The organism is Streptomyces sp. NPDC006326 (assembly GCF_040612915.1).
In the GTDB taxonomy this organism is placed as follows: Bacteria; Actinomycetota; Actinomycetes; order Streptomycetales; family Streptomycetaceae; genus Streptomyces.
Genome location: NZ_JBEXRC010000015.1, coordinates 97,753 through 120,664, shown reverse-complemented (window position 1 = coordinate 120,664; position 22,912 = coordinate 97,753). Strand labels below are relative to the sequence as shown.

Below are 22,912 nucleotides of genomic sequence, written 5' to 3'. Positions count from 1 at the left end.
GGTGGGCAGGGCGTGGCCGGGCGCGACGGCGCGGCGGGCTGGGCGGTGGGGCGGTGCGCCCGCGGGCGAAGCGGCGGCCGGCGAGGAAGGCGGCGGCCGGAGAGGGCGCCCCGGGCGCGGGAGGCGGGCGGCGCGGGCACCCCCGGGGGCCTGGACGGGCGGGCGGCGCGGCCGCCCCCGGGGTGCGCGAGACGGGCGCGCTCAGCTGGAGAGCACGGCCTTGAGGGTGGCTCCGCCGGCGACGTCCGCGAGGGCGGTGCCGTGCTCGGCCAGCGGGTAGGAGGTGACCAGGCTGCGCAGGTCGAACCGGGCCGTCAGGGCGGGCAGCAGCTGCACGTACTCGGTCAGGTGGGCCCCGGTGAAGGCCCAGGAGCCCACGACGTCGAGCTGGCGGTAGACGATCTGGTGCGGGTTGAGCAGGGTGTCGCCGGCGTCCGTGTACTGCCCGATGACCAGGTACGAGCCGCCGCGGCGGGCCAGGGTGAGGCCCTGCGCCACCGCCACGGGCACCCCCGCGCATTCGATGACCAGGTCGGCGCCGCGGCCGCCGGTCTCCTCGCGGACCCGCTCCAGTGCCGCCGCGGCGCCGCCCGGGCCGGTGATGTCGATGTGCACGTCGCCGATGCCGGCCTTGGCCGCGAGGTCGAGCCGGCCCTGCGGACCGCCGACCACGATCACCTTGGCGGCTCCGGCGAGCTGGGCCAGCGCGGCGGCGGCCAGCCCGACCGGTCCGGCGCCCTGCACCACCACCACCTCGCCGACCCGGACCGGGCGGCGCTCGTAGAGGGCGTGCACCACGGTGGGGCCGGCGCAGGCGAAGGCCATGGCCGCGAGCGGGTCGACGGCGTCGTCGATCCGCACCACGGTGGCGCCCTCGTGCAGCACGATGGCCTCGGCCCAGGCCCCGGCGAGCTCGGAGCCGCCGTCCAGGGGGCGGTTGACCCCGTAGGTGCGCCGGTTCTCGCACAGGGTGGGTTCGCGGTGCAGCCGGCAGGGCACGCAGGTGCCGCAGGCGATGGAGGAGGCCCACATGACGGTGTCGCCGACGCGCAGTTCACGGCCCGCGGCGTCGCGGGCCGCAGTGCCCGGTCCGAACTCCTCGACGGTGCCGAGCCCTTCGTGGCCGAGGACGAGCGGTACCGGGATGGGGAGGTGTCCCTGCGCCAGGTGCAGGTCGGTGCCGCAGACCCCGCCGTGCCGGCAGGCGACGACCATGCCGCCCGCGGGGGCTGCGGGCACCTCGAAGGTGCGCAGCGAGAGCGGCGCGCCGAACTCCTCCAGGACGACGGCTCGGGCGGTACGGCTCATGCCTGGGCTCCCTGGAGGGCTTCGAGGAACGGGGCGTCGAGGACGCGCAGCGGCTCGGTGTCGCGGCACACCACGTAGTCGGGGCGGGGCTCCCCGTCCGGGTAGCTCGGCAGATTGGCGGTGTCGTTGTAGGTCATGATCAGCAGGCGGCGCGGGAACGGCGACATGTTCGGCGCGGAGCCGTGCACGATCTCGGGCGAGAAGAGGACCACGGAGCCGGCCCGGCCCTTGGGGCTGACCATGCCGCGCTCGGCGACGAGCCCGGAGAGCTGGTGCTCGCTGAGGGCGATGTCGTCGGGGTCGAGGTGCTGGCTCGACTTGGCGGTGGCCTTGCGGCTGTCGTTGATCAGGCCGGAGCGGTGCGAGCCGGGCAGGAAGATGACCGGCCCGTTGAACTCGTCGACGTCGTCGAGGAAGACGGCCACGTTGACCTGGAGCGGGGCGGGCAGGTTGTCGGCGATCCGCCAGGCGACGTAGTCCTGGTGCCAGGACCACTTCTCGCCGCCGAAGGCCGGCTTGGCGTTGATCTTGAACTGGTAGATGTAGACGTCCTCGGTGAGCAGTTGCTGCACCGGGGCGAGCAGGCGCGGGTCGCGGACCAGGCCGGCGTACTCCGCCTGGCGCTGGTGGGAGGCGTAGACGGCGCGCACCTCGTCGCGGCCCTCCTCGGCCACGCGCTGCGGGCCGGGGACCAGGCAGTCCCGTGCGAAGGCCTCGCGCAGCCGGTCGATCTCGTCGGGGCCGAGGGCCGATTCCAGCAGCAGGAACCCGTCCTCGTGATAGCGGGTGATCTGCTCTTGGGTCAAAAGCATGCTGGGTCTCTCCATCCAGGCGTTTCGTGGGGCAGGGGGTCCGGCGCGCGCCCGCTGGCGCGGCGGGTCATCCCATGAAGTTCCCGCCGTCGACGATCAATTGCTGTCCGGTGACATAGCTGCTCTTGGCGGTCACCAGGAATTCCAGCGCGTCGGCGATGTCCTGCGCCGTTCCGATACGCCGGGAGGGAATGGAGCGCAGGATCTCCGCGCGCCGGCCGGGGTCGTCCAGTCCGTACCGTTCCACGACTTCCGGGGTGTCGGTGAATCCGGGGATCAGGGCGTTGACCCGCACCCGGGGGGCGAATTCGAGGGCCAGGCATTTCGTCAGCTGCAGCAGTCCGGCCTTGGACGCGCAGTAGTTGGCGCCGTTCGGCCGGGGCCGGATGGCCGTGGTGGCGCCGACGTTGACGATGCAGCCCGTGCCCGCTTCGAGCATCGCCGGGGCCAGTGCCCGGGTGAGGCGGAAGGGCCCGGACAGGTTGACCGCGAGCACCCGGTCCCAGTCCTCGTCGGTGAGGTCCAGGAACGGGCGGTCGCGGTTGACCCCGGCGTTGTTGACGAGGACGGCGGGGGCGCCGGAGGCGGCGAGGATCCGCTCGCAGCCCTCCGCGACCTGCTCGGGCCGCGTGACGTCCAGGCGGACCGGCTCGACCAGTCCGCCGCCCGCGGCCGCCGCCTCGTCCGCGGCCGCACCGTCCCCCTGGTAGAGGGCGTAGACGTGGTGTCCGAGGGCGGCGAGGCGCAGGCTCAGGGCGAGCCCTATGCCGCGGGTGCCGCCGCTCACCACCGCTGTGGGTCGGTCCATGGCGGTCAGGACCAGTACTGGAGGGTGCCGCCCGCGCTGACGCCCATGAAGAAGGAGAGGGCGACGCGCCGGCCGGGGCCCTCGTTGCCGCGCACGGCGTGGTAGTTGCGGGGGTCGAAGATCACCGCGTCGCCCGGGCCGGGGCGGACCACGACGCTCGGCTCCTGCTGCGCGAGCTCCTCGGCGTATCCGTACCCGTCGCGGGCCCGCTCGTCGGTGGGCAGCCAGCGGCGGCGGAAGATCTGGGTGGCGCCGCCGCCCTCCGGCATGGAGAGGTACCAGTTGAAGCCGATCTGCGCGATGACCGGGTCGTCGAGGGCGCCCGGGAGTTCCCGCGCGATCTCGTCCCAGTGCATCTTCATGCCGCCGGTGGTCTCGCGGATCATGCCGGCGTACATGGGGCGGCCGTCGCAGGAGGCCGGGGCCATGGGGCCGTCCCAGGCGGCGCGGATCCGGTCCACGGCGAGGTCGAGCGGGTCGGCGCCGTCGAGCAGGGTGGCGCGGTGCAGGGCGGACTCCTCGGCGTCCTTCCAGTACGCACCGCCGAGGCCGTGGGCGTCGTAGTGGTCGTAGGCGGCGGGGCCGAGCTTGGGAATGCGCGGGTAGACGATTTCCTCGTCGTAGGAGCTCATCGGGACGTTGTCGAGTCCGCGCAGAACGGTGCCGCATTCCTCGGGGCTGGCGAAGTTCTTGATGTGGATCGCGCCGAGGGTTCCGGCGGCCAGCCGGACGAGCTGGTCACGGGTGAGTTTCCCGGCGGATTCCACGGTCTCCACGTCGAAGAGGACGTAGATGGGTGTCTGATTGCTGCTGACGTTCTCACGCGTCGAGGCGATGGTTGTTGCCACGGTTTCTCCAGATGATCGCTCGAAGGAAGAGCGGCACGTTCCTTGCGTTTCCCTCAAGTCCGACGGTACGAGCGGGGTGGCCTGAAGCTGCACCCCTATCGGCCCCTAAGCCTTCTGGGGGCGACCCGCAGGCTCAGGCGGCGGTGAGCGCGTCGACGTGCGCGGTGACGGTGGCGAGCACGTCGCGCTGCTGCTCGGCGAGGTAGAAGTGCCCGCCGGGGAAGACCCGCAGGGCGAAGTCCCCCGCGGTGTGGTCGCGCCAGGCGGCGCCCTGTTCGGCCGAAACGCGCGGATCGCTGTCGCCGATGAGGGCGACCACGGGGCAGCCCACCCGCGCGCCCGGGGCGGGACGGTAGGTCTCCACCACGGCGAAGTCGGCCCGGATGGTGGGCACGACCAGTTGGAACAGCTCGGGATCGTCCAGCATCCGCAGGTCGGTTCCCCCGAGCTTCTTCAGCTCGTCGAGCAGGGCCCGGTCGGGGAGCCGGTGGATGCCGTCGTCCCGGCTGAGGGCGGGGGCCCGCCGGCCCGATGCGAGGAACAGGTCCGGCGTCCGTACGGCGCCGGGGCGGGCGGCGGCCAGTCGCTCCATGGCCCGGACGGTCTCGAAGCCGACGACGGCCCCCATGCTGTGGCCGAAGAAGACCAGGGGCCGGTCTGCGGGGACGGCGGCGGCCAGCTCGGCCGCCGTCGCCTCGGCGAGTTCGGCGACGCTCGCCGCGCAGGGCTCCCGGTGCCGGTCCTGGCGGCCGGGGTACTGCACGGCGATCACGTCGTACCGGCCCGAAAGCGCCTGTGACCAGGGGAAGTAGAAGCCGGCCGACCCGCCTGCGTGCGGGAGGCACACCAGGGTGGCCTCGGCCCGGGCCGGGCTGCCGTGGTAGCGGCGCAGCCACGGCCCGGGGTGTTCCAGGGGCAGGGTGCGCCCGCCGCCCGCGGCGGCGGGCACGCTCGCGACGGTCACGACGCGACGAGGTCGCCGCGCAGCAGCCCCGAGCCGGCCGGGGTCTCCGCCGGGTCGGATCCGGTGTGGCGCACCGTGTTGTGCTCGTCGACGAAGACCACGCGGGGCTCGATGCGCCGGGCCTCGGCGTCGGTGACGGTGGCGTACGCGATGATGATCACGAGGTCGCCGGGGCTGATCAGGCGGGCCGCGGCGCCGTTGATGCCGATGACCCCGGAGTCGCGCGGGCCCTCGATGACGTAGGTGGACAGCCGGTTGCCGTTGTCGATGTCGACGATGTCGACCTTCTCGCCCGGCAGCAGGTCGGCGGCCTCCATGAGTTCGGCGCTGATCGTCACGGATCCGACGTAGTGCAGGTCCGCCTGGGTGACCCGGGCTCGGTGGATCTTGGACTTGAACATGGTGCGGTACACGGCGGTCTCGTCTCCTTCAGTGGCGTGGGTCTGGTACGGGTAGGGGTGGTACGGGCATCAGCCCGCGTCGGCCATGCGGCGGCGCAGCCCGAGCGGACGCAGGTCCGTCCAGTCGGCGGCGATCCGGGTCAGGCACTCCTCGCGGGTTCCGGTGAACCCGGTGGTGTCCCAGCCGGCCGGCGGCTCCTGGTCGGCCGGCCACACGGAGCGCTGCTCCTCGTGGTTGACCACCACGTTCCAGGCCGGCGCGGCGGCGGGCGCGGTCACCGGTCACCGCCCGCGGCGGCGTCGGCGGTGGCCGGGGCGGTGGCGGGCTTGGTGCCGGAGAACATGAAGAACACCAGCATCATCGAGGCGTCCGGGCGGGCCAGGAACTCGTCCATGGCATCGGCGGTGACCTCGCAGGGCCGCTCGGCCGCGGGGTTGACGGCGACCATCGCCGCGGTGCGGGAGCGGATGTCGAGCTGCGGCGCGAGGACGTCCATGCCGACCTCCTCGCTGGAGATGGCGACGGCCTCGACCTTGATGTCGGTGAAGCCGGCCTCCCGCATCAGCCGGCCCATCTCACGGCCGATCAGGCGGTTGCCGCCGCGGCTGGCCTGGAGCTCGATGCGCAGCCGCACGACCTCGTCGAACTCGGGCAGTTCGGGCTGCGGGTGCAGCAGCCCCCACAGGGCGTCGTCGACGTCGATGACGGCGAGCCTGCCGCCGGGGCGCAGCGTGCGGTGGATCTCGGCGAGCGCGTCGGCCGTGTGCGGCACGTGCTGGAGGACCAGGCGGGCGTGGGCCAGGTCGTACGCGTCACCGGGCAGGCCGGACTCCAGGACGGAGCCCTGGACCAGCTTCAGCTGCTCCGGGCGGGCGGGGGTGAGGTGGCCACGGGCGTGCTCGATCAGGTCCTCGTTCAGCTCCAGGCAGGTCACGGACCCGTCCGGGACCTCCTCCAGGAGGCGCTCGGTGATGTAGCCGGGGCCGGAGCCGATCTCCAGGACGTCGCTGTCGGCGGTGAGGCCGAACTCGCGCAGGATCCGGGCCTCCTTGCCCCAGGAGGCGGCGACCTGCTGGCGCAGGCGGTGGATCTCGTTCTCCGGCGCGTGGTGCTCGCCCGGCTTGTAGTAGGAGGACGGGCGGGACAGGTCCGCTCCCGGCGTCTGCGCGAGGTCGGCGGCGGCGGGCTGGGTCAGGGTCGTCATGGCGGTTCGGTGTCTCCGTTGCTGGTGGTGGGTGGAGGGGAGGGGTGCGGGGCGGTTCATCGGGGCGCCGGAAGGTACCCGGAGCCGACGAAGTAGCCGAGGTAGGTGTGGAAGAGCCGGGCGTCCAGCGGCGGGCAGGAGATGCCCGTGCCGGCCAGGTGGACCCGGGTGTCCTCGTCCGAGAAGCGGACGGCCGTGAAGCCGCCGCCGGCCGGGTCGAAGAGGCTGAGCAGCGGGTAGGCCGCGTTGGCGGGGTCGCCCTTGACGAGGTCCACCCACTCGGCGAGCTCCAGCTCGGCGAGCCGGTAGCCGAAGTCCCGGACGTGGCCGAGGACGTCGGAGAGCGGTACGGGGCGGGTGTTGACCTGGTGGTGGAGCCCGCCGAGCGCCTCGGGCCGGCCGGCCACGGCCACGATGGCCCGGGCCACGTAGTCGACGGGCACCAGGTCCGCCTCGGCGGTCAGGCCCCGCGGGACCGCGCCCGCCTGGATGCAGCCCTTGATGACGCGCCACAGGAAGTCGTCGTTCTGGCAGGCGCCGGTGACCGTGTGCCCGGAGATCCGGGCGGGCCGGTGCAGGGTCACCGGTACTCCCTCGGCCCGGGCCAGGGCGATGACCTGCTCGGCCACCCACTTGCTCTGGGTGTAGCCCTGGCGCAGCAGTTCGGGCGGGCCGGTGACCGAGGTCTCGGCGAGCGCCCCGCCGTCGGCGGGCGGTCCGGCGAAGACGCCGACGGTGGAGACGTGGTGGACGGCGGCCCGGCCCGTCGCGGTGGCCAGCCGGAGGATCTCGCGGGTGCCGTCGACGGTGGCGGGGCGCAGCTCCTCGTACGGCAGGACCAGGTTGACGGCCGCGCCCGAGTGGTAGATCGCGTCGATGCGGGCGGTCAGGTCCTCGTACGCGGCGGGGTCGAGGCCGAGGCGGGGGGAGGCGAGGTCGCCGGCGACGGCGCGGATCCGGTGGGACCGGGTCGCGTCCCACAGCCCGAAGCCGGAGAGCGCCTTCTCCAGCCGGCGCTGCGCACCGGCCTCGTCCTCGGCGCGCACCAGGCAGTGCACGGTGGCCTCCGTGGCGTCCAGGAGGGCGTCGAGGAGGAAGGCGCCGAGGAAGCCGGTGGCGCCGGTGAGCAGGACGTCGTGCTCGCCGCCCGGCCGGGCGGGCGCCGGGAACCCGGCGATGCCCTCCCCGAGCACGCTGTCGGCCCGCATCGCCGAGACCGGCGCGAGCGCCGCCTGGGGGGCCTGGCCTGCGGCTTCGGCCGCGTCGAGGACGGCGGCGATGCCGGCCACGGTCGGGTCGGAGAACAGGGTGCGCAGCGGCAGGCCGGTGGCGAACTCCTCACGGAGCCGGAAGACCAGCCGGGTCGCAAGCAGCGAGTAGCCGCCGAGGTCGAAGAAGCTGTCGTGCACGCCGACCCGTTCGAGACCGAGGAGCTCGCGCCAGGCCTGGGCGACGCGCTGTTCGGTGCGGGTGCGGGGGGCGACGTAGGCGGTGGCGCTCTCCGCCCGGACCGGCTCCGGCACGGGCAGCGCCTTGCGGTCGACCTTGCCGTTGACGGTGAGCGGCAGTGCGGCCAGCACCACCACGGCGGCGGGCACCATGTAGGCGGGCAGCCGCTCGGCGAGGTGGTCGCGCAGCAGGGCGGCGGTGGCCTCGGGGCGCTCGCCGTCCCGGGCGCCGGGCTCCAGGGTGGCGTACCCGTAGAGCCGCATCTCGCCGTCGGCCGCCCGCTGCGGCACGACCACGGCGGCGTGCACGTCCGGGTGGTCGAGGAGGACGGCCTCCACCTCCCCGGTCTCGATGCGGTAGCCGCGGATCTTGACCTGGTGGTCGGCGCGGCCGACGTACTCGAACTCGCCGCGGGCGGTGAGCCGGGCCAGGTCGCCGCTCTTGTAGAGACGGGCGCCCGGGACCGGGGAGAAGGGGTGCGGGACGAACCGGTCGGCGGTCTTGCGCGGGTCGCGGAAGTAGCAGCGGGCCAGGCCCGGGCCGCCGACGTACAGCTCGCCGGTGACGCCGATCGGCACGGGCTGCAGCAGGTCGTCGAGAGCGTACAGCTCCATGTCCGGCATGGGCCGGCCGATGGGGCTGCGCCGGTTCTGCCGTACGTCCTCCGCCGTCATCTCGCGGATGGTGACGTGGATGGTCTCGGTGATGCCGTACATGTTGACCAGCCGCGGGCCCTGGTCGCCGTGGCGCTGGAACCAGGAGGCGAGGGTGCCGGACTCCAGTGCCTCGCCGCCGAAGATGATGGTGCGCAGGGGCAGCTCGGCCGGGTCGTGGCGGGCGTCGACGGCGGCGAAGTGGACGAAGGCGGACGGGGTCTGGTTGAGGACGGTGATGCCCTCCTCGCGGACCAGCGCGTAGTACGCCTCGGGGTCGCGGGCCGTCTCGGCCGGGACGACGACCAGGCGGCCGCCGTGCAGCCAGGCGCCCCACATCTCCACGACGGACACGTCGAAGGCGTAGCTGTGCAGCATCGGCCAGGCGTCGTGCTCGTCGAAGGCGAAGCTGCTCGTCGCGGTCATGGCGGCGAACATCCGGGCCACGGTGGCGTGGCTGACCTGGACGCCCTTGGGCGTGCCGGTGGAGCCGGAGGTGTAGATGACGTAGGCGGCGTTGTCGGGGGCGAGGGGAGCGCCGTCGCGTACGGGCACGGGCCGGGCCGGATCCGGGAAGGGCTCCTCGGGACGGTCGATGACGAGCAGGTGGCCGTCGTAGTCCGGCAGGGCGCCGCGGAGCGCGTCGTGGGTGATCAGGACGTGCGGGGTGGCGTCGCCGAGGATCCGGGCGAGCCGGGCGGCCGGGTACAGCGGGTCCATCGGCACGTATCCGCCGCCCGCCTTGAAGACGCCGAGGATGGCCACCGCCGTGTCCAAGCCGCGGTCGAGGAAGAGCCCGACCAGGCTCTCGCGGCCGACGCCCGCGGCGCGCAGCCGCAGCGCCAGTGCCTCGGCCCGGCGGTCGAGTTCGGCGTACGTCAGGCTCCGGCCCTCGCAGCTGACGGCGACGGCGTCGGGGCGCCGGCGCGCGTGCCGGGCGAAGGTCTCGTGCAGGCACTCGGTGACCGGGAAGTCCTGCGCCGAGCGGCCGATGTCCAGGACGCGGCGCCGCTCGGTGCCGCTGAGCAGCGGGAGCCGGGAGAGCCGGGTGTCGGGTGCGGCGACGGCGCCTTCGAGCAGGGTCAGGTAGCGGTCGAGCATCCGCTCGGCGGTGCTGCGGTCGAAGAGGTCGGTGTCGTACTCCAGGGTGGCCACCCAGCCGTCGGCGCGCTTGCCGACGATGAGCTGGAGGTCGAAGCGGGCGGTGCCGTTGTGGGTCTCGACGGCCTCGGCGCTCAGGCCCGGCAGCTCCAGGCCGGTGGTGGTGGCGTTCTGCAGGATGAACAGGGTGCGGAACAGCGGCGTGAGGTGGCTGCCGCGGTCCGGGCGGAGGTCCTCGACGATCTTCTCGAAGGGCAGGCCCTGGTGGGCGTAGGCGCCGACCGAGGTGGTCCGGACCCGGCGCACCAGGTCGCCGAAGGCCGGGTCGCCGGACAGGTCGATCCGCAGCGGCAGGGTGTTGACGAAGAGGCCGATCAGCTCCTCGGTGTCGACGTCGGAGCGGCCTGCGATGGGCGTTCCGACGATCACCTCGCTCTGTCCGGAGCAGCGCTGGAGGAGGGCGCTGTACGCGGCGAGGAGCACCATGTACGGGGTGACGCCCCGGCCGCGGGCGAGGGCGGTGACCGCGTCGAGCAGCGGCTGCGGGATCTCGCGCCGGATCCGGGCGCCGCGGTAGCCGGGTTCCTCGGGGCGGGGCCGGTCGGTGGGCAGTTCGAGTGCGGTCAGCTCGCCGGCCAGCTTCTCGCGCCAGTACGCGAGGTCCGCGGACATCGAGCCGTCGGTGAAGCGCTGGTGCTGGCGGGCCGCGAACTCGGCGTACCGGACGGCGGGTTCGGTGAGGGCCGGCTCGGCGGCGCCCCCGGCCAGTTCGGTGTAGGCGGAGTTGAACTCGCGGATCAGCACGTCCAGCGACCAGCCGTCGCAGACGAGGTGGTGCACGGTGAGGGAGAGGACGTGCTCCTCGGGGCCCAGTCGTGCCAGGCCGATCCGCAGCAGCGGCGGGCGGGCGAGGTCGAAGGGCTCGGTGGCCTGCTCGTGCAGCCAGGCGGCGAGGGTGTGGCCCTCTCCGTCGGCGTCGGCGCGGCCGAGGTCCACGACGGTGAGGTGCGGTTCGGCCTCCTCGGGCGCCAGGACGGCGTGGCCGGGGGCGCCCTGGTGGACGCCGAAGGCGGTGCGCAGGGTGTCGTGGCGGCGTACGACCGCGCGGAAGGCGCCGCGGACCGCTTCGGTGTCGAGCGGGCCGGTGAGCCGCACGGCGAGCGGGATGTTCTGCAGGGCGGTCCCGGGCACGAGTTCTTCCATGAACCACATGCGCTGCTGTGCGAAGGAGAGGGGGCGGTCCGTCGGGCGGTCCGCCGGGCGGCCCGTCGCTCCCGGTGCGTCCGGCCCCGTGCTCTTCGTCGTGGTCGTCGTGGTGATGTGGCTGGTCACTGCTCCACCGCCTCGGCAGGGTTGTCGGTCTGTGCGCGGACGGCGAGTTCGGCCATCCGCCGGACGGTCGGCTCGTCCAGGAACTCCTCCAGCGGGAGGTCGGCCCGGAAGAGCCGGTTCGCGCGGGAGACGAGCTGGGAGGCGTTGAGGGAGTCGCCGCCGAGCATGAAGAGGTCGTCGTCGGGTCCGATGTGCCGGATGCCGAGCAGCTCCCGCCAGAGGGCGGCGATCTGCTCCTGCGGGCCGTCCGGCAGGGGCGCCGGGCTCTCACGGGTGCCGGCTCCGGCCGGGTCGGCGGACGCGGCGGGGGCGGCGGGGTCGGCCGGGGCCGCCAGGGGCGGACCGGCCGGGACCGGGACGGCCGCGGTGGCCGGGGCCTCGATCCAGTGCCGCCGCCGGTCCATCGGATGCCCGGGCAGGGCCACGGTGCGGGGGCGGTCCGGGCCGTCGCCGGCGGGCGGCAGCTCCAGGGCGACGCCGTGCGCCCAGGCGTCGCCCGCCGCCTGGAGCAGGAGCCGGCGGTCCGGGCCGGCCTGGCGAGCGCCCCGTACGGTGCTGACCGTACGCAGCTGCGGGCCGCCGGTCTGGGAGGCGAACCGGCCCAGGGCCCGGCCGGGGCCCAGCTCCAGCAGCACCGGGTCGGGCTCGGCGGCCAGCAGCTCGGCCACCCCGTCGGCGAAGCGTACGGCGGCCCGTGCCTGGCCCGCCCAGTAGCGCGGGTCGGTGGCCTGGGCGTCGGTGATCCAGGTGCCGGTGACGTTGGACAGGAAGGGGATCTGCGGGGTGCGCAGCCGCACCCCGGCGACCAGCTCGGCGAACGGCTCCACCATCGGGTCGAGCAGCGGCGAGTGGAAGGCGTGCGAGGTGACCAGCCGCTTCGCGGCCACCCCGCGGGCGGCCAGTCCGGCCTCTGCGGCGGCCACGGCCGCCTCGGTGCCGGACAGCACGCAGCGGGCGGGCGCGTTCAACGCGGCGACGGTCAGACCGGGCCCTTCCAGCCGGCGCGCCTCGGCCTCGGGGAGCTCCACGGCGAGCATCGCCCCGCGCGGGCAGTCCCCCATCATCCGGCCGCGGGCGGCGACCAGGCGGACGGCGTCCTCCAGGGTGAGCACCCCGGCCACGGCGGCCGCGGTCCACTCCCCCAGGCTGTGGCCGAGCAGTGCGGCCGGGCGCACTCCGCGCGCCGTCCACCACTGCGCCAGCGCGTACTCGACGGAGAACAGGGCGGGCTGGGCGAGCCGGGTGGCGGTCAGCGCATCGTCCGCGCCGGCCGGGGCCGGGCTGCTCAGCAGGGCCAGCAGGTCGGTCCCGGTGTGCGGGGCGAACAGCTCGGCGCACTCGGTGAGGTGCCGGGCGAACTCCGGCTCGGCGGCGAGGAGTCCGGCGGTCATGCCCTGGTACTGGGTGCCCTGGCCGGGGAAGAGGAACACGGCCGGGGCGTCACCGCCCGCCCGCACACCGGCCGTACGCCGCAGCGCGGCAGCGGCGGCGACCGGGTCGGCGGCTGCCACCGCGGTCCGGTGGGGGAAGCGCCTGCGGCCGTTGGCCAGGGTGTGCGCGATGTCGGGCAGGGCCTCGGCGGGCGCGGTGTCGAGCACGTCCGCCAGCCGCTCGGCGGCCTCGGCGAGCGCGCCGGAGGTGCGGGCCGAGAGGGTGATCAGCTGCTCGCGCGCGGGGGCGGCGGCGGTCCGGACAGGGGCCGCGGGCGGCTGCTCCAGCACCACGTGGACGTTGGTGCCGCCCACGCCGAAGGAGCTGACCCCGGCCCGGCGCGGCCCCTGCCCGGCCGGCCAGGCCCGGCGCCGGTCGTTGACCACGAACGGGGACTTCTCGCTGGTCCGCGGGTTGCGGTTGCGGTAGTGGAGGCTCGGCGGCAGCTCGCCCTCGCGGACCGCCAGCACGGCCTTGATCAGGCCGACGACTCCGGAGGCGGCGTTGAGGTGGCCGATGTTGGTCTTGACCGAGCCGATGGCGACCGTGCCGGGAGCGGCCCCGTCGGCCTCGAACACCTCGTCCAGGGCGGCCAGTTCGATGGGGTCGCCGACGGCCGTGCCGGTTCCGTGCGCCTCGACGTAGCCGACCGAGGCGGGGCTCACCCCGGCCGCGAAGTAGGCGTCGGTGAGGACGTCGGCCTGTCCGTCCACGCTCGGCGCGGTGTAACCGCTCTTGCGGGCGCCGTCGTTGTTGACGGCCGAGCCGAGGATCACGGCGTGGATCCGGTCGCCGTCGGCGAGGGCGTCGGAGAGCCGCTTGAGGGCGACCACGCCCGCGCCGCTGCCGAAGACCGTGCCGGAGGCCTCGGCGTCGAAGGCACGGCAGTGGCCGTCCGGCGACTGGATGCCGCCGGTCTCGTACACGTAGCCCCAGTCCTGCGGGAGCTTGATCGAGGCGCCGCCGGCCAGCGCCATGTCGCACTGGTAGTCCAGCAGCGCGCGGGCGGCCTCGGCGACCGCGACCAGCGAGGTGGAGCAGGCGGTCTGGACGGTGACGGCGGGCCCGGTCAGTCCGAGCCGGTGGGCGACCCGGCTGGTCAGGTAGTCCTTGTCGTTGCCGTGCAGCAGGGCCGCCGGGTACTCGCCGAGCAGCCCCTCGCGGGAGCGGCCCGGCAGCACGTTGAGGACCAGGTACGTGTTGAACGAGGTGCCGCCCCAGACGCCGATCCGGCCACGGGCCCGCTCGGGGTCGCAGCCCGCGTCCTCCAGCGCGGCCCAGCACTGCTCCAGGAACAGCCGCTGCTGCGGGTCGGCGAGCTCCGCCTCCCGCGGCGTCATGCCGAAGAACTCCGCGTCGAAGTCCTCCACGCCCGTGATCCGCGCGACGGCGGGCACGTAGCCCTCCGGGGCGTCGGCGGGCGGCTCCAGGCGCTCGATGGACTCGACGCCCTCGACCAGGTTGTGCCAGAACCCGTCCGGGTCCTGCGCCCCCGGCACCCGGCAGGCCAGTCCGACGACGGCGATCCGCTCCGGCTCGTCCAGCCCGTCCATGCCGTCCGTCCCGTCGGTCCGCTGGTTGTGTTCGGCCACGGCCTCAGACATCCCCCTGTCCCCTTCTCATCCGGCGCCGCCGGTCGGCGGCCCGTCGTGCGCGTTCTGCGGCCTCTTCGCGGGCGGCCGCCGGCCGGCCCGTGCCCTGCCCGGAGCCGGCGGAGGTCCCGCCGGCGAGTGCGTCCACGTGGCGGGCGAGCGCCGCGACGGTCGGGTGCCGGAGCAGGTCCAGCACCGGTACGTCCACGCCCAGTTCCTCCCGCAGCCGCAGCTGGAGCGGGACCAGCTGGAGGGAGTGGCCGCCGCGCCCGAAGAACGTGTCGTCCCGGCCGATGTCCTCGGCGCCGAGCAGCTCCTGCCACAGGGCGCGGACCTTCTCCTCGGTCCGCGTGGCGGGCGTACGGACCGCCCCGGCCGCCCCGGCGCTGCGGCGCCACGCCCGCAGCCGGGCGGTGTCCACCTTGCCGTTCGCGGTGAGCGGGAAGGCCTCGACCACGTCGAGGGTCGCGGGCACCATCGCCGCGGGCAGCCGGCCCAGCAGGTGGGCGCGGAGCGCGGCGGCGTCGGCGCTGCCGTCCGTGGTGGCCCAGGCGGCGAGGCCGAGCTCGCCGCCGGCGTCGGCCACCGGGGCGACCACCGCGGCCGTGACCGCCGGGTGGCCGCGCAGGGCGTGCTCGACGCCGGAGAGGTCCACCCGGTGGCCGCGGACCTTCACCTGGCGATCGGCGCGGCCCGCGAACACCACGGCGCCGTCGGGCCGGTGCCGGCCGAGGTCTCCCGTGCGGTAGAGCCGCTCGCCGTGCGCGCCGCCCGCCGGGTCGGGGCGGAAACGATCCGCCTCGTCCGGGCCGAGGTAGCCCTCGGCCAGGTGCGGGGTGCGGACGGCGATCTCGCCGAGCTCGCCCACCGAGGCGGGCCGCTCGCCGCGCAGGACCAGCAGCTGCGCACCGTCGATGCCGGTGCCCAGCGGTACCTGCTCGTCGGCCGCGTGCTCGCCGACCGGGTGCCAGGCCGGGGCCTGGGGGGTCTCGGTGGCGCCGTAGAAGTTCACCAGGCGTGCGCCGGGGGCCAGTCTGCGCAGGGTGGCGGCCTCCCGGCCGGTGAGCGCGTCACCGCCGAAGGCGACCAGGCGCAGGGACGGCAGGCAGCCGTCGGGCAGTCCGCTCATGAACCGTGCCATCGGCGGGGTCAGGTGGAGCACCGTGATCCCTTCGTCGGCCAGCCAGCGGGCGTACGCCTCCGGGGCGGCGAGCCGTCCGGGCTCGGGGACGTGCAGCCGGGCGCCGACCGCAAGCGGTACGAACAGGTCGCGCAGCAGGGGGTCGTGGCTCAGGCCCGAGGTGAGGGCGAAGCGGTCCCCGACCCCGATGGCGAAGGTGCGGGTGTACCAGTCCACGAAGTGCGCCAGGGGCGCGTGGCTGCCGACGACCCCCTTGGGCGCGCCCGTGGTCCCGGACGTGAAGGCGATGTAGGCGGTGTCGCCGGGACGCGCGGGGCGCGCCGCCGGGGCCGCCGGCTCCGCGCCGGCCGGGGCATCGCCCGGGGCGTCCGCCGTGACGCCGACGCTCCGCGCGAACCCGACCGCGGGCCCGAGGACCTCGGGCAGGGCGCTGCCGGTCTCCAGCCAGGCCCCCGCGCCCAGCACCCGGGCGATCTGCTCGCGCCGCTCGGCCGGGTGGGCCCGGTCGAGGAGGGCGAAGGCGGCTCCGGCGCGCAGCGCGGCCAGTACGGCGACCACCAGGGCGGGGTTGCGTTCCGCGTGGACGGCGGCCACGCCGCCGGGTCCGGTGCCGGCGCGGGCCAGTTCGGCCGCCAGGGCGGCGCTCGCGCGGTCCAGTTCGCCGTACGTCAGTTCCCGGCCGCCGTGGCTGAGCGCGACGGCGTCGGGCCGGGCCGCGGCGGTCGCGGCGAACCGCTCGTGCACGGCCGCGGTCCACGGTGCGGCCGGCAGCGGCAGGGCGGGGTCCGGCAGGGCGGCCGGCCGCGGCAGGGCCAGCTCGGCCACGGGGACGGCCGGTTCGGCGGCGGCCTCGGCGAGCAGCGCCTCGAACTGGTCGAGGAAGGCCGCGACCGTCCCGGCGTCGAACAGCGAGGAGTCGTAGACGAGGTCGAGTCCGAGCGAGCCGTCCGCGTCCGGTGTGACGTACAGGGTCAGGTCGAAGCGGGCACTGAGGTCCTCGGTCCCGGCCAGCCGCGTCCGCACGCCCGGGACGGGCGGGTGGGAGCCGTCCAGGTTGAGCATGTTGAACAGCACCTGGAAGACCGGGGTGCGCGTGATGTCCCGGTCCGGGGCGAGCCGGTCCACGACCCGCTCGAAGGGCACGTCCTGGTGGGCGTCGGCGTCGAGGGCCGCCTCCCGGACCCGGCCCAGCAGCTCGCGGAACCCGGGCCGGCCCGAGGTGTCGGTGCGCACGGCGACGGTGTTCACGTAGAGGCCGACGCTCTGTTCCAGGTCCGGCCGGCTCCGGCCCGCCACGGGCATGCCCACGACGATGTCCTCCTGGCCCGACCAGCGCGACAGCAGCGCCGAGTAGCCGGTGAGCAGGGCCATGGAGAGCGAGGCGTTCTCCTGGCCGGCGAGGGTGCGCAGCCGGCCGGCGAGGTCCGCGCCGAGGGTCCGCCGCTCGCGGGCCGCCGGCCGGTCGGCCAGGTCGCGGCGCGGCCGGTCGGTGGGCAGTTCCAGGTGGGCGGGGGCGCCCGCCAGGGTGGCCGCCCAGTGGGCCAGTTCGGCCTCGCCCGCCTCGCCGGCCTGGCGTTCGCGCTGCCAGTGGGCGAAGTCCGGGTACTGCACGGCCGGTTCGGGCAGGTCCGCCGCACTGCCCGTCGCGTACGCCGTGTAGAGCGCGGTCAGTTCGCGGACGACGAGTCGTACGGACCAGCCGTCGGCGGCGATGTGGTGCACCGAGAGCTGCACGACGTGCCGGTCCTCGGCGAGCCTGAGCAGCTGGGTGTGCAGCGGCGAGCGGGTGAGGTCGAAGGGCCGCTCGAAGAAGCTCCGGGTCCGCTCGGCGCGGGCCGCCTCGCGCTCCTCGGGGCCGAGGCCGCTGAGGTCCGCCACGGGCAGGATCCCGTCGGCGGCGGCCTCGGTGACGATCTGCCGCGGCTCCCCGGCGAAGACGGTGTACACGGTGCGCAGCGCCTCGTGGCGGCGTACCACCTCGGCCATCGCCGCGCGCAGGGCGGCGGGGTCGAGCGGGCCGTCGAGGTGCAGCTCGCCCGCGATGCGGTACGCGAGGCCGCCCGGCCGCAGCTGCTCCGTGAACCAGAGCCGCTGCTGGGCGGAGGAGAGCGGCAGGCCCTCCGGTCCGCGCGGCAGCCTGGGCAGCGCCGGCTCGGCGGCGGCCTGCGGGTCCCGGGGTGCGCCGGCCCGCAGCTCGTCGATCCGGGCGGCGACGGCGCACAGCACGGGGGCGTCGAAGAGGTCGCGCAGGGGCAGGTCCACGCCGGTGTGCTCGCGCAGCCGGGCGGCCGCCTGGATGGCCAGCAGGGAGTGGCCGCCCAGTTCGAAGAAGTGGGCGTCGGCGCCGATCCGCTCGATGCCGAGCAGCTCGCTCCACACCTCGGCCACGGCCCGTTCGGCGGGGGTGGCGGGCGGGGCCGAGGTACCGCCGTCCTCGGGCAGTTGCTCGGGGGCGGGCAGCAGGGCGCGGTCGACCTTGCCGTTGGGGTTCAGCGGGAAGGCGTCCATGACGAACAGGTGCGAGGGGATCATCGCCGAGGTGAGCCGCTCCGCCAGGTGCGCCCGCAGGGCGGTGACGGTGGGAGCCTGCGCCTCGGGCTCGCGCAGGACATATCCGGCGAGGACGAGGCGGCCGTCGCGGCCGGGACGGGCCATGACCACGGCCTCGCGCACGCCGGGGTGCGAGTCGAGGGCGTCCTGTACCTCGCCGGGTTCGATGCGCACGCCGCGGATCTTGACCTGGTGGTCGGCGCGGCCCAGGTAGTGCAGGGTCCCCTGCCGGTCGAAGCGGACGCGGTCGCCGGTGCGGTAGAGCCGGGCACCGGGCTCGTCGGTGAAGGGGTGCGGCACGTAGCGGTCGGCGGTGAGGTCGGGCCGGTTCTGGTAGCCGCGGGTGACGCCCGTACCGCCGAGGAACAGCTCGCCCACGACACCGGCCGGGACCGGCCGCAGCCCGGCGTCCAGGACGTAGAGCTCGGTGCCCGGCAGGGCGCGCCCGATGGGCGGGACGCTGCCGTCCGGCACGCAGACCTCGGTGGTGCAGAAGACGGTGATCTCGGTGGGGCCGTACGCGTTCACGATGCGCCGCCCGGGCGACCACGCGCGGACGAGGTCGGCGGAGACGGCCTCGCCGACCGAGGTGAGCTCGGTGACGGTGGGCAGGTCGGCCGGGTCCATGGTGGCGAGGACGGACGGGGTGGCGCTGAGGGTGGTGATGCGCTCGCGCCGGATGGTGTCGATGAGCGGCGGCCCGGGGCGCAGCTCCTCGCGCGGGGCGACCACCAGGGTGCCCCCGGTGGTGAGCGCCATCATCCATTCCCAGGTGCTGACGTCGAAGCTGATGGAGGCGTTCTGCAGGACCCGGCGGCCCGGGCCGGCCGGCATGGACTCGCGGTGTGCGAGGTCGAAGTCGACGAGGCCAGCGTGCTCGACCATCACGCCCTTGGGGCGGCCGGTGGAGCCGGAGGTGTAGATGACGTAGGCGAGCCGGCCGCCGTCGGAGGCGGGCAGTTCGGGCGCCGGTGAGGGCGGTTCGTGGAGGTCGTCGAGGTACAGCACCGGGGTGCCGTCGGGGACGGGCAGCCGGCCGGCGATGCTGCGCTGGGCGAGCAGCAGGGCGACCGAGGAGTCCTCGATCATGTATTCCAGCCGCTTGACCGGGTAGGTGGGGTCGAGCGGGATGTACGCGCCGCCCGCCATCAGGATCGCGAGCAGGCCGACGAAGAGCCGGGGGGTTCCGTCGCCGCTGAGGCCGACCTTGACCTCGGGGCCGACACCGTGGGAGCGCAGCACCAGCGCCAGCGCACGGGCCTGCTCGGCGAGTTCGGCGTAGCTGAGGCTCTCCTCGCCGGCCGATACGGCGGTGGCCGCGGGGGTACGGGCGGCCTGTTCCAGCACCAGCTCGTGCACGCCCCGTCCGGCGAGGGCCGCGGGGTCGCCGGGCCGGCTCCACTCGGTCAGCACCTGGCGCCGGTCGGCGTCCGAGAGCATCGGCAGCTGTCCGTGCGGGGCGTCGGGGCGGGCGGCGCAGGCGGCGGCCAGCGCCTGGAAGTGGCGGCCCAGGCCCTCGGCGGTCTCGGCGTCGAAGAGGTCGGTGGCGTAGCGCAGGGAGCAGCTGACGCGGCCGTCGACCTCCTCGGCGAAGACGGTCAGGTCCTGTTCGCTGCCCTGGACGGACAGCGGGTACGGCTCCAGGTGGAGGTCCCCGATGGCGAGGCGGGCGCCGGCGGCTCCGGTGGCGAAGAGCGAGAGGCCCTGCTCCGAGCTGTAGGAGGCGGACTCGTAGAAGAACGCGACGTCGAACAGCCCGCTTCCCGCGCCGCCCTGGGTGACCTGTTCGGCGACCAGCGGGTACGGGTAGTCCTGGTGCTCCATCGCGTCGAGCGCGGTCTCGCGGACCTGCTCCAGCAGGGTGCGGAAGGTGTGCCCCGGGGTGATGCGGGTGCGCAGCACCATCAGGTTGGCGAAGTATCCGACGATGTCCTCGTAGGCGGCCTTGCCCCGGCCGGTGGAGACCGAGCCGAGCCAGATGTCGTCCTGGCCGGTGTACCGGTGCATCAGCAGGTTGAAGACGGTGAGGGTGGCCGTGTAGAGGGTCCCGCCCGTCTCCCGGGCGATGCGGCGCAGCCCTTCGGTGACCTCGGGGTCGAGGCTGAAGGTGTGCACGGCCGTGCGGTGGCTGGGCCGGGGTGGCCGGCGCCGGTCGGCCGGCAGCTCCAGCCGCGGGACCTCGCCGGACAGCTGCTCCCGCCAGAAGGCGGCGCTCGCCTGGCCGCGGGCCCCGGCGACCAGCTCGCGCTGCCGGCGGACGTACGCCGGGTAGTCGGCGGCGGGAGCGGGCAGTGCGGCGGGGCGGCCGGCCCGCACGGCCGGGTAGGCCAGCTGGAGGTCGCGCAGCATCAGCGAGAAGGCCCACAGGTCGGCCGCGATGTGGTGGGTGCCGAGCAGCAGGACCGCGCGTCCGGCGGCCAGGCGCAGTACCTGCGCGCGCAGGAAGGCGCCCGCCGCCAGGTCGTAGGGGCGCTCGGCGAAGGCGGTGGCGGCGGCTTCGGCGGCGGCGGACGGGTCCGGCCGGCCGGTGAGGTCGAGCTCGGAGAACTCCACCCGGGCGTCCGGGCGGATCCGCTGGACGAGTTCGCCATTCTCCCGGAGCACGGCGGTACGGAGCACCGGGTGGTGGTCGAGCAGGGTCTGCAGGGCGCTGCGCAGGGCGTCGGTGTCCAGCGGGCCGGTGACCGTGGCCGCGAAGCACAGCCGGTACGCGGGGCTGTCCGGGTGCATCTGCTCGAACAGCCAGAGGGCGCGCTGGCCTTCCGAGACGGGGTGGACGGCGGGCGCCTCGGGCGCGACGGGCACTGCGGCGGCGGCAGCGGCGGCTGCCGGGCGGGCGGCGGCGCGGCGCAGCAGTTCGGCGCGCAGCAGGGCGCGCCGCTCGTCGCCGGTGGCGGTGGAGGGGGCGGCGGACGCCGCGGTGGCGTCCGCGGTCCGGTCGGCGGCGGGCCCCGTCAGGGGCGCGGCAGGGTGTGTGGTCATAGCTCGCCCGCCGCGTCACCGGCCAGTCGGCCGAGCAGCGAGTCCACCTCCTCCGGGGAGAGCGCGTCGAGGTCGGCCAGGAGCCGTTCAAGGTCCGCGGGGTCGTCGAGATCGGGCAGGCCTGCGGCGGCCTGGGCGGGGTCGGGGTGTGCGGCCGGAGCCTGCTGCGGGGCCGGTTCCTGCGGCTGTGCGGCGAGCTGCTCGGCCAGGTCGGCGGCCACGTCGGCGGCCAGGTCGGCGGGGGTGGCCCCGCGCAGGACGGTCACCAGGCCGATCTCCACGCCGAAGTCCGCCTCCAGGCGGCGGCGCAGCTCCAGGCCCATGACGGAGTCCATGCCGAGGGCGTTCAGCGGCCGGTCGGCCGGGACCCGGTCGATGCCGGTCCGCAGGATCACCGCGGCGGCCCGGCGGATCCGCTCGGTGAGCAGCGCGGCCCGCTCGCCGGGTTCGGCGGCCAGCACCGCGGCCAGGTCGGCCGCACCGTCCGCGCCGGGGTGGGCGGGCGGGGCCGGCGGGGTGGCGGGGACCGGTGCCGGGGCGTGGTCCGCGGCGGGTGCCTGCCGCCACGCGGAGGCGGCGATCCGCAGCAGGGGCCGGCCGGTCGCGGCGAGCACCGCGACCGCGGGCCCGGCGGGTGCCTCGGCGGATGCGGCTCCCCCGTCCCCCGGTGCGGCGTGGGCGACGTGCACCCAGCGCGGGGCTTCGCCCGTGGCCGACTGCTCGATCCCGTGCAGGGCGTCGGGCGCGTGCGCGCCGAGGACGGCCGCGGTCACGCGCAGGGCCAGGTCCAGCAGTTCGCGCGGGGCGACGGCGGAGCCGGCCGCCGGGCGCAGCCGTACCAGGGTGCCGTCCGCCCCGTCCCAGGCCGCTTCGACCGCGGGGTCCGCGACCGTACGGGGCAGGGTGCGGGGAGCGGTCGGCACGTCCGCGTCGGGCGGCGCCGGCAGCGGGTCGGGTTCCGTGCGGGCGGTGGCCAGCCGGGTCCAGCCGCTCCCGGGGGTGCGGCCGTACACGGCAACGGCCGAGGCGCCGGGGGCTACGGGGGCCGCCACCACGGTCGCCTCACCGGGCGCGAGCTCGGCGTTCTCCTCCCACACCACGCGGGCCGTAAGGGACCCGGTGCGGGACGGCGCGCCCCCCTCGGCCCGCTCCAGCGCCTCCAGGGCGGTGGCGGCGACGGAGGCGGCGAACTGGGCTGCCCGGCCGCGCAGCGCGGGCCGCGGGGTGTCACGGGTGACGGCGGTGAGGAAGCGCACCTCGCGTACGGCGCCGGCCGGGGCCGGGACGGCCCGCACGGCGCCGGCCGCGCGCAGCTCCCACACGGTGCGCAGGACGTTCTCCTGGCCGTCCTCTCCGCGCCGCAGGGTGGGCAGGACGACCGGTTCGACGCCCCGGGCCGCGCAGCAGTCGGCCAGCGAGGGCGCGAGGGTGGGGTGCGCGCCGATCTCGACGAAGGTGCGGCAGCCGAGGCCGACGAGGGTGTCGACGGCCTGGACGAAGCGGACCGGGCGGCGCAGGTTGTCCGCCCAGTAGGCGGGGCCGAGGTCGGTGCCGGCGACCACGGCGCCGGTGACGGTGGACACCAGCGGGGCGGTGGTCGGGCCGGGCAGCACACCGTGCGCCGCCTGCTCGAACTCGGCGCGCAAGGGCTCCAGGAAACGGCTGTGGAAGGCGATGTCCCCGGGCAGCACCCGGGCGAAGACCTCCCGCGCCGCGAGCTCGTCCACCACGGCCTGCACGGTCGCGGCGTCCCCGGCCACCAGGGTGGAGCCCGGGGCGTTCCACGCCGCCACGTCGGCCGCGCCGCCGTGCCGCTCGATGCGCGCGGCCGCCTCCTCGGCGTCCACGCCCAGGAGCGCGGTGCGTCCGGTGCCCACGGCCCGGCGCATCAGCTCGCCGCGCAGCCGGGCCAGCCGGAGCGCGTCCGCGAGGCCGAGGGCCCCGGCGGCGGCCGCGGCCGCGATCTCACCGAGGCTGTGCCCGGTGAACGCGTCCGCGACCACGCCGCGTTCGGCCAGCAGCCGGGCCACGGCGATCTGCAGGGCGACCAGGGCCGGCTGGAGGACCGCCGGGTCCGACAGCCGCGACTCCCCGGGGGACGCGGCCAGTTCGCCGAGCAGCGACCATCCACCGGGCTCGCGGAGGACGGCGTCCGCCTCCTCCAGCGTCTGCCGTACGGACGGTTCCAGGGCCATCAGGTCCCGGCCCATGCCCGGCCACTGGTTGCCCTGTCCGGAGAAGACGAAGGCGGTGCGGCCCCGGTGGTGGCCGCCGGCCGGATCGGCCGCCGCCGTCGCGCGGCCCGCGGCCCAAGTCGATGTCGTCACTGGTGCGC

General features: G+C 75.5%; 12 protein-coding genes. All 12 read right to left on the bottom strand.

Annotation, left to right across the window (positions count from 1 at the left end; genetic code table 11):
• Positions 1 to 201: 201 nt before the first annotated feature.
• Positions 202 to 1,308 carry a zinc-binding dehydrogenase gene (locus ABZ128_RS14885; RefSeq protein ID WP_356848562.1) on the bottom strand — a complete coding sequence of 369 codons (1,107 nt, stop codon included), beginning with the start codon at positions 1,306 to 1,308 and terminating at the stop codon, positions 202 to 204.
• Positions 1,305 to 2,120 (bottom strand): phytanoyl-CoA dioxygenase family protein, encoded by an 816-nt coding sequence (locus tag ABZ128_RS14880; RefSeq protein WP_356848560.1) that lies wholly within the window; start codon positions 2,118 to 2,120, stop codon positions 1,305 to 1,307. The genes ABZ128_RS14885 and ABZ128_RS14880 overlap by 4 nt, the downstream gene beginning before the upstream one ends.
• 67 nt (positions 2,121 to 2,187) lie before the next feature.
• Entirely contained in the window at positions 2,188 to 2,928 is a 741-nt protein-coding gene (locus ABZ128_RS14875; RefSeq protein WP_356848559.1) for an SDR family oxidoreductase, read from the bottom strand.
• Between the two features lie 5 nt (positions 2,929 to 2,933).
• The gene (locus ABZ128_RS14870; RefSeq protein ID WP_356848557.1) at positions 2,934 to 3,776 is read right to left on the bottom strand and encodes a hypothetical protein; all 843 of its coding nucleotides are present in this window, start codon (positions 3,774 to 3,776) and stop codon (positions 2,934 to 2,936) included.
• A gap of 133 nt (positions 3,777 to 3,909) precedes the next feature.
• Positions 3,910 to 4,740 carry an alpha/beta fold hydrolase gene (locus ABZ128_RS14865; protein WP_356848556.1) on the bottom strand — a complete coding sequence of 277 codons (831 nt, stop codon included), beginning with the start codon at positions 4,738 to 4,740 and terminating at the stop codon, positions 3,910 to 3,912.
• On the bottom strand, positions 4,737 to 5,153 hold the full coding sequence (gene panD / locus ABZ128_RS14860) for an aspartate 1-decarboxylase (RefSeq protein WP_356848554.1): 417 nt from the start codon (positions 5,151 to 5,153) through the stop codon (positions 4,737 to 4,739). Before panD ends, ABZ128_RS14865 begins: the two co-directional genes overlap by 4 nt.
• A 57-nt stretch (positions 5,154 to 5,210) precedes the next feature.
• Positions 5,211 to 5,420 carry an MbtH family NRPS accessory protein gene (locus ABZ128_RS14855; RefSeq protein WP_356848553.1) on the bottom strand — a complete coding sequence of 70 codons (210 nt, stop codon included), beginning with the start codon at positions 5,418 to 5,420 and terminating at the stop codon, positions 5,211 to 5,213.
• Positions 5,417 to 6,346, bottom strand: coding sequence for a methyltransferase domain-containing protein (locus ABZ128_RS14850; protein ID WP_356848552.1), 930 nt, complete (start codon positions 6,344 to 6,346; stop codon positions 5,417 to 5,419). The genes ABZ128_RS14855 and ABZ128_RS14850 overlap by 4 nt, the downstream gene beginning before the upstream one ends.
• Before the next feature lie 56 nt (positions 6,347 to 6,402).
• A complete protein-coding gene (locus ABZ128_RS14845) occupies positions 6,403 to 10,881 on the bottom strand; it encodes an amino acid adenylation domain-containing protein (RefSeq protein WP_356848551.1) in 4,479 nt (1,492 codons plus the stop codon).
• Positions 10,878 to 13,916 carry a beta-ketoacyl synthase N-terminal-like domain-containing protein gene (locus ABZ128_RS14840; RefSeq protein WP_356848549.1) on the bottom strand — a complete coding sequence of 1,013 codons (3,039 nt, stop codon included), beginning with the start codon at positions 13,914 to 13,916 and terminating at the stop codon, positions 10,878 to 10,880. Before ABZ128_RS14840 ends, ABZ128_RS14845 begins: the two co-directional genes overlap by 4 nt.
• Positions 13,909 to 20,577, bottom strand: coding sequence for an amino acid adenylation domain-containing protein (locus tag ABZ128_RS14835; protein ID WP_356848548.1), 6,669 nt, complete (start codon positions 20,575 to 20,577; stop codon positions 13,909 to 13,911). Before ABZ128_RS14835 ends, ABZ128_RS14840 begins: the two co-directional genes overlap by 8 nt.
• Positions 20,574 to 22,904 (bottom strand): acyltransferase domain-containing protein, encoded by a 2,331-nt coding sequence (locus ABZ128_RS14830; RefSeq protein WP_356848546.1) that lies wholly within the window; start codon positions 22,902 to 22,904, stop codon positions 20,574 to 20,576. The genes ABZ128_RS14835 and ABZ128_RS14830 overlap by 4 nt, the downstream gene beginning before the upstream one ends.
• Between the last annotated feature and the right edge of the window lie 8 nt (positions 22,905 to 22,912).

Excerpts from the sequence above, each read along its gene's own strand:
- ABZ128_RS14850 (WP_356848552.1), bottom strand. The coding sequence starts at position 6,346 with ATGACGACCCTGACCCAGCCCGCCGCCGCCGACCTCGCGCAGACGCCG.
- ABZ128_RS14885 (WP_356848562.1), bottom strand. The coding sequence starts at position 1,308 with ATGAGCCGTACCGCCCGAGCCGTCGTCCTGGAGGAGTTCGGCGCGCCG.
- ABZ128_RS14840 (WP_356848549.1), bottom strand. The coding sequence starts at position 13,916 with ATGTCTGAGGCCGTGGCCGAACACAACCAGCGGACCGACGGGACGGAC.
- ABZ128_RS14880 (WP_356848560.1), bottom strand. The coding sequence starts at position 2,120 with ATGCTTTTGACCCAAGAGCAGATCACCCGCTATCACGAGGACGGGTTC.
- ABZ128_RS14835 (WP_356848548.1), bottom strand. The coding sequence starts at position 20,577 with ATGACCACACACCCTGCCGCGCCCCTGACGGGGCCCGCCGCCGACCGG.
- ABZ128_RS14875 (WP_356848559.1), bottom strand. The coding sequence starts at position 2,928 with ATGGACCGACCCACAGCGGTGGTGAGCGGCGGCACCCGCGGCATAGGG.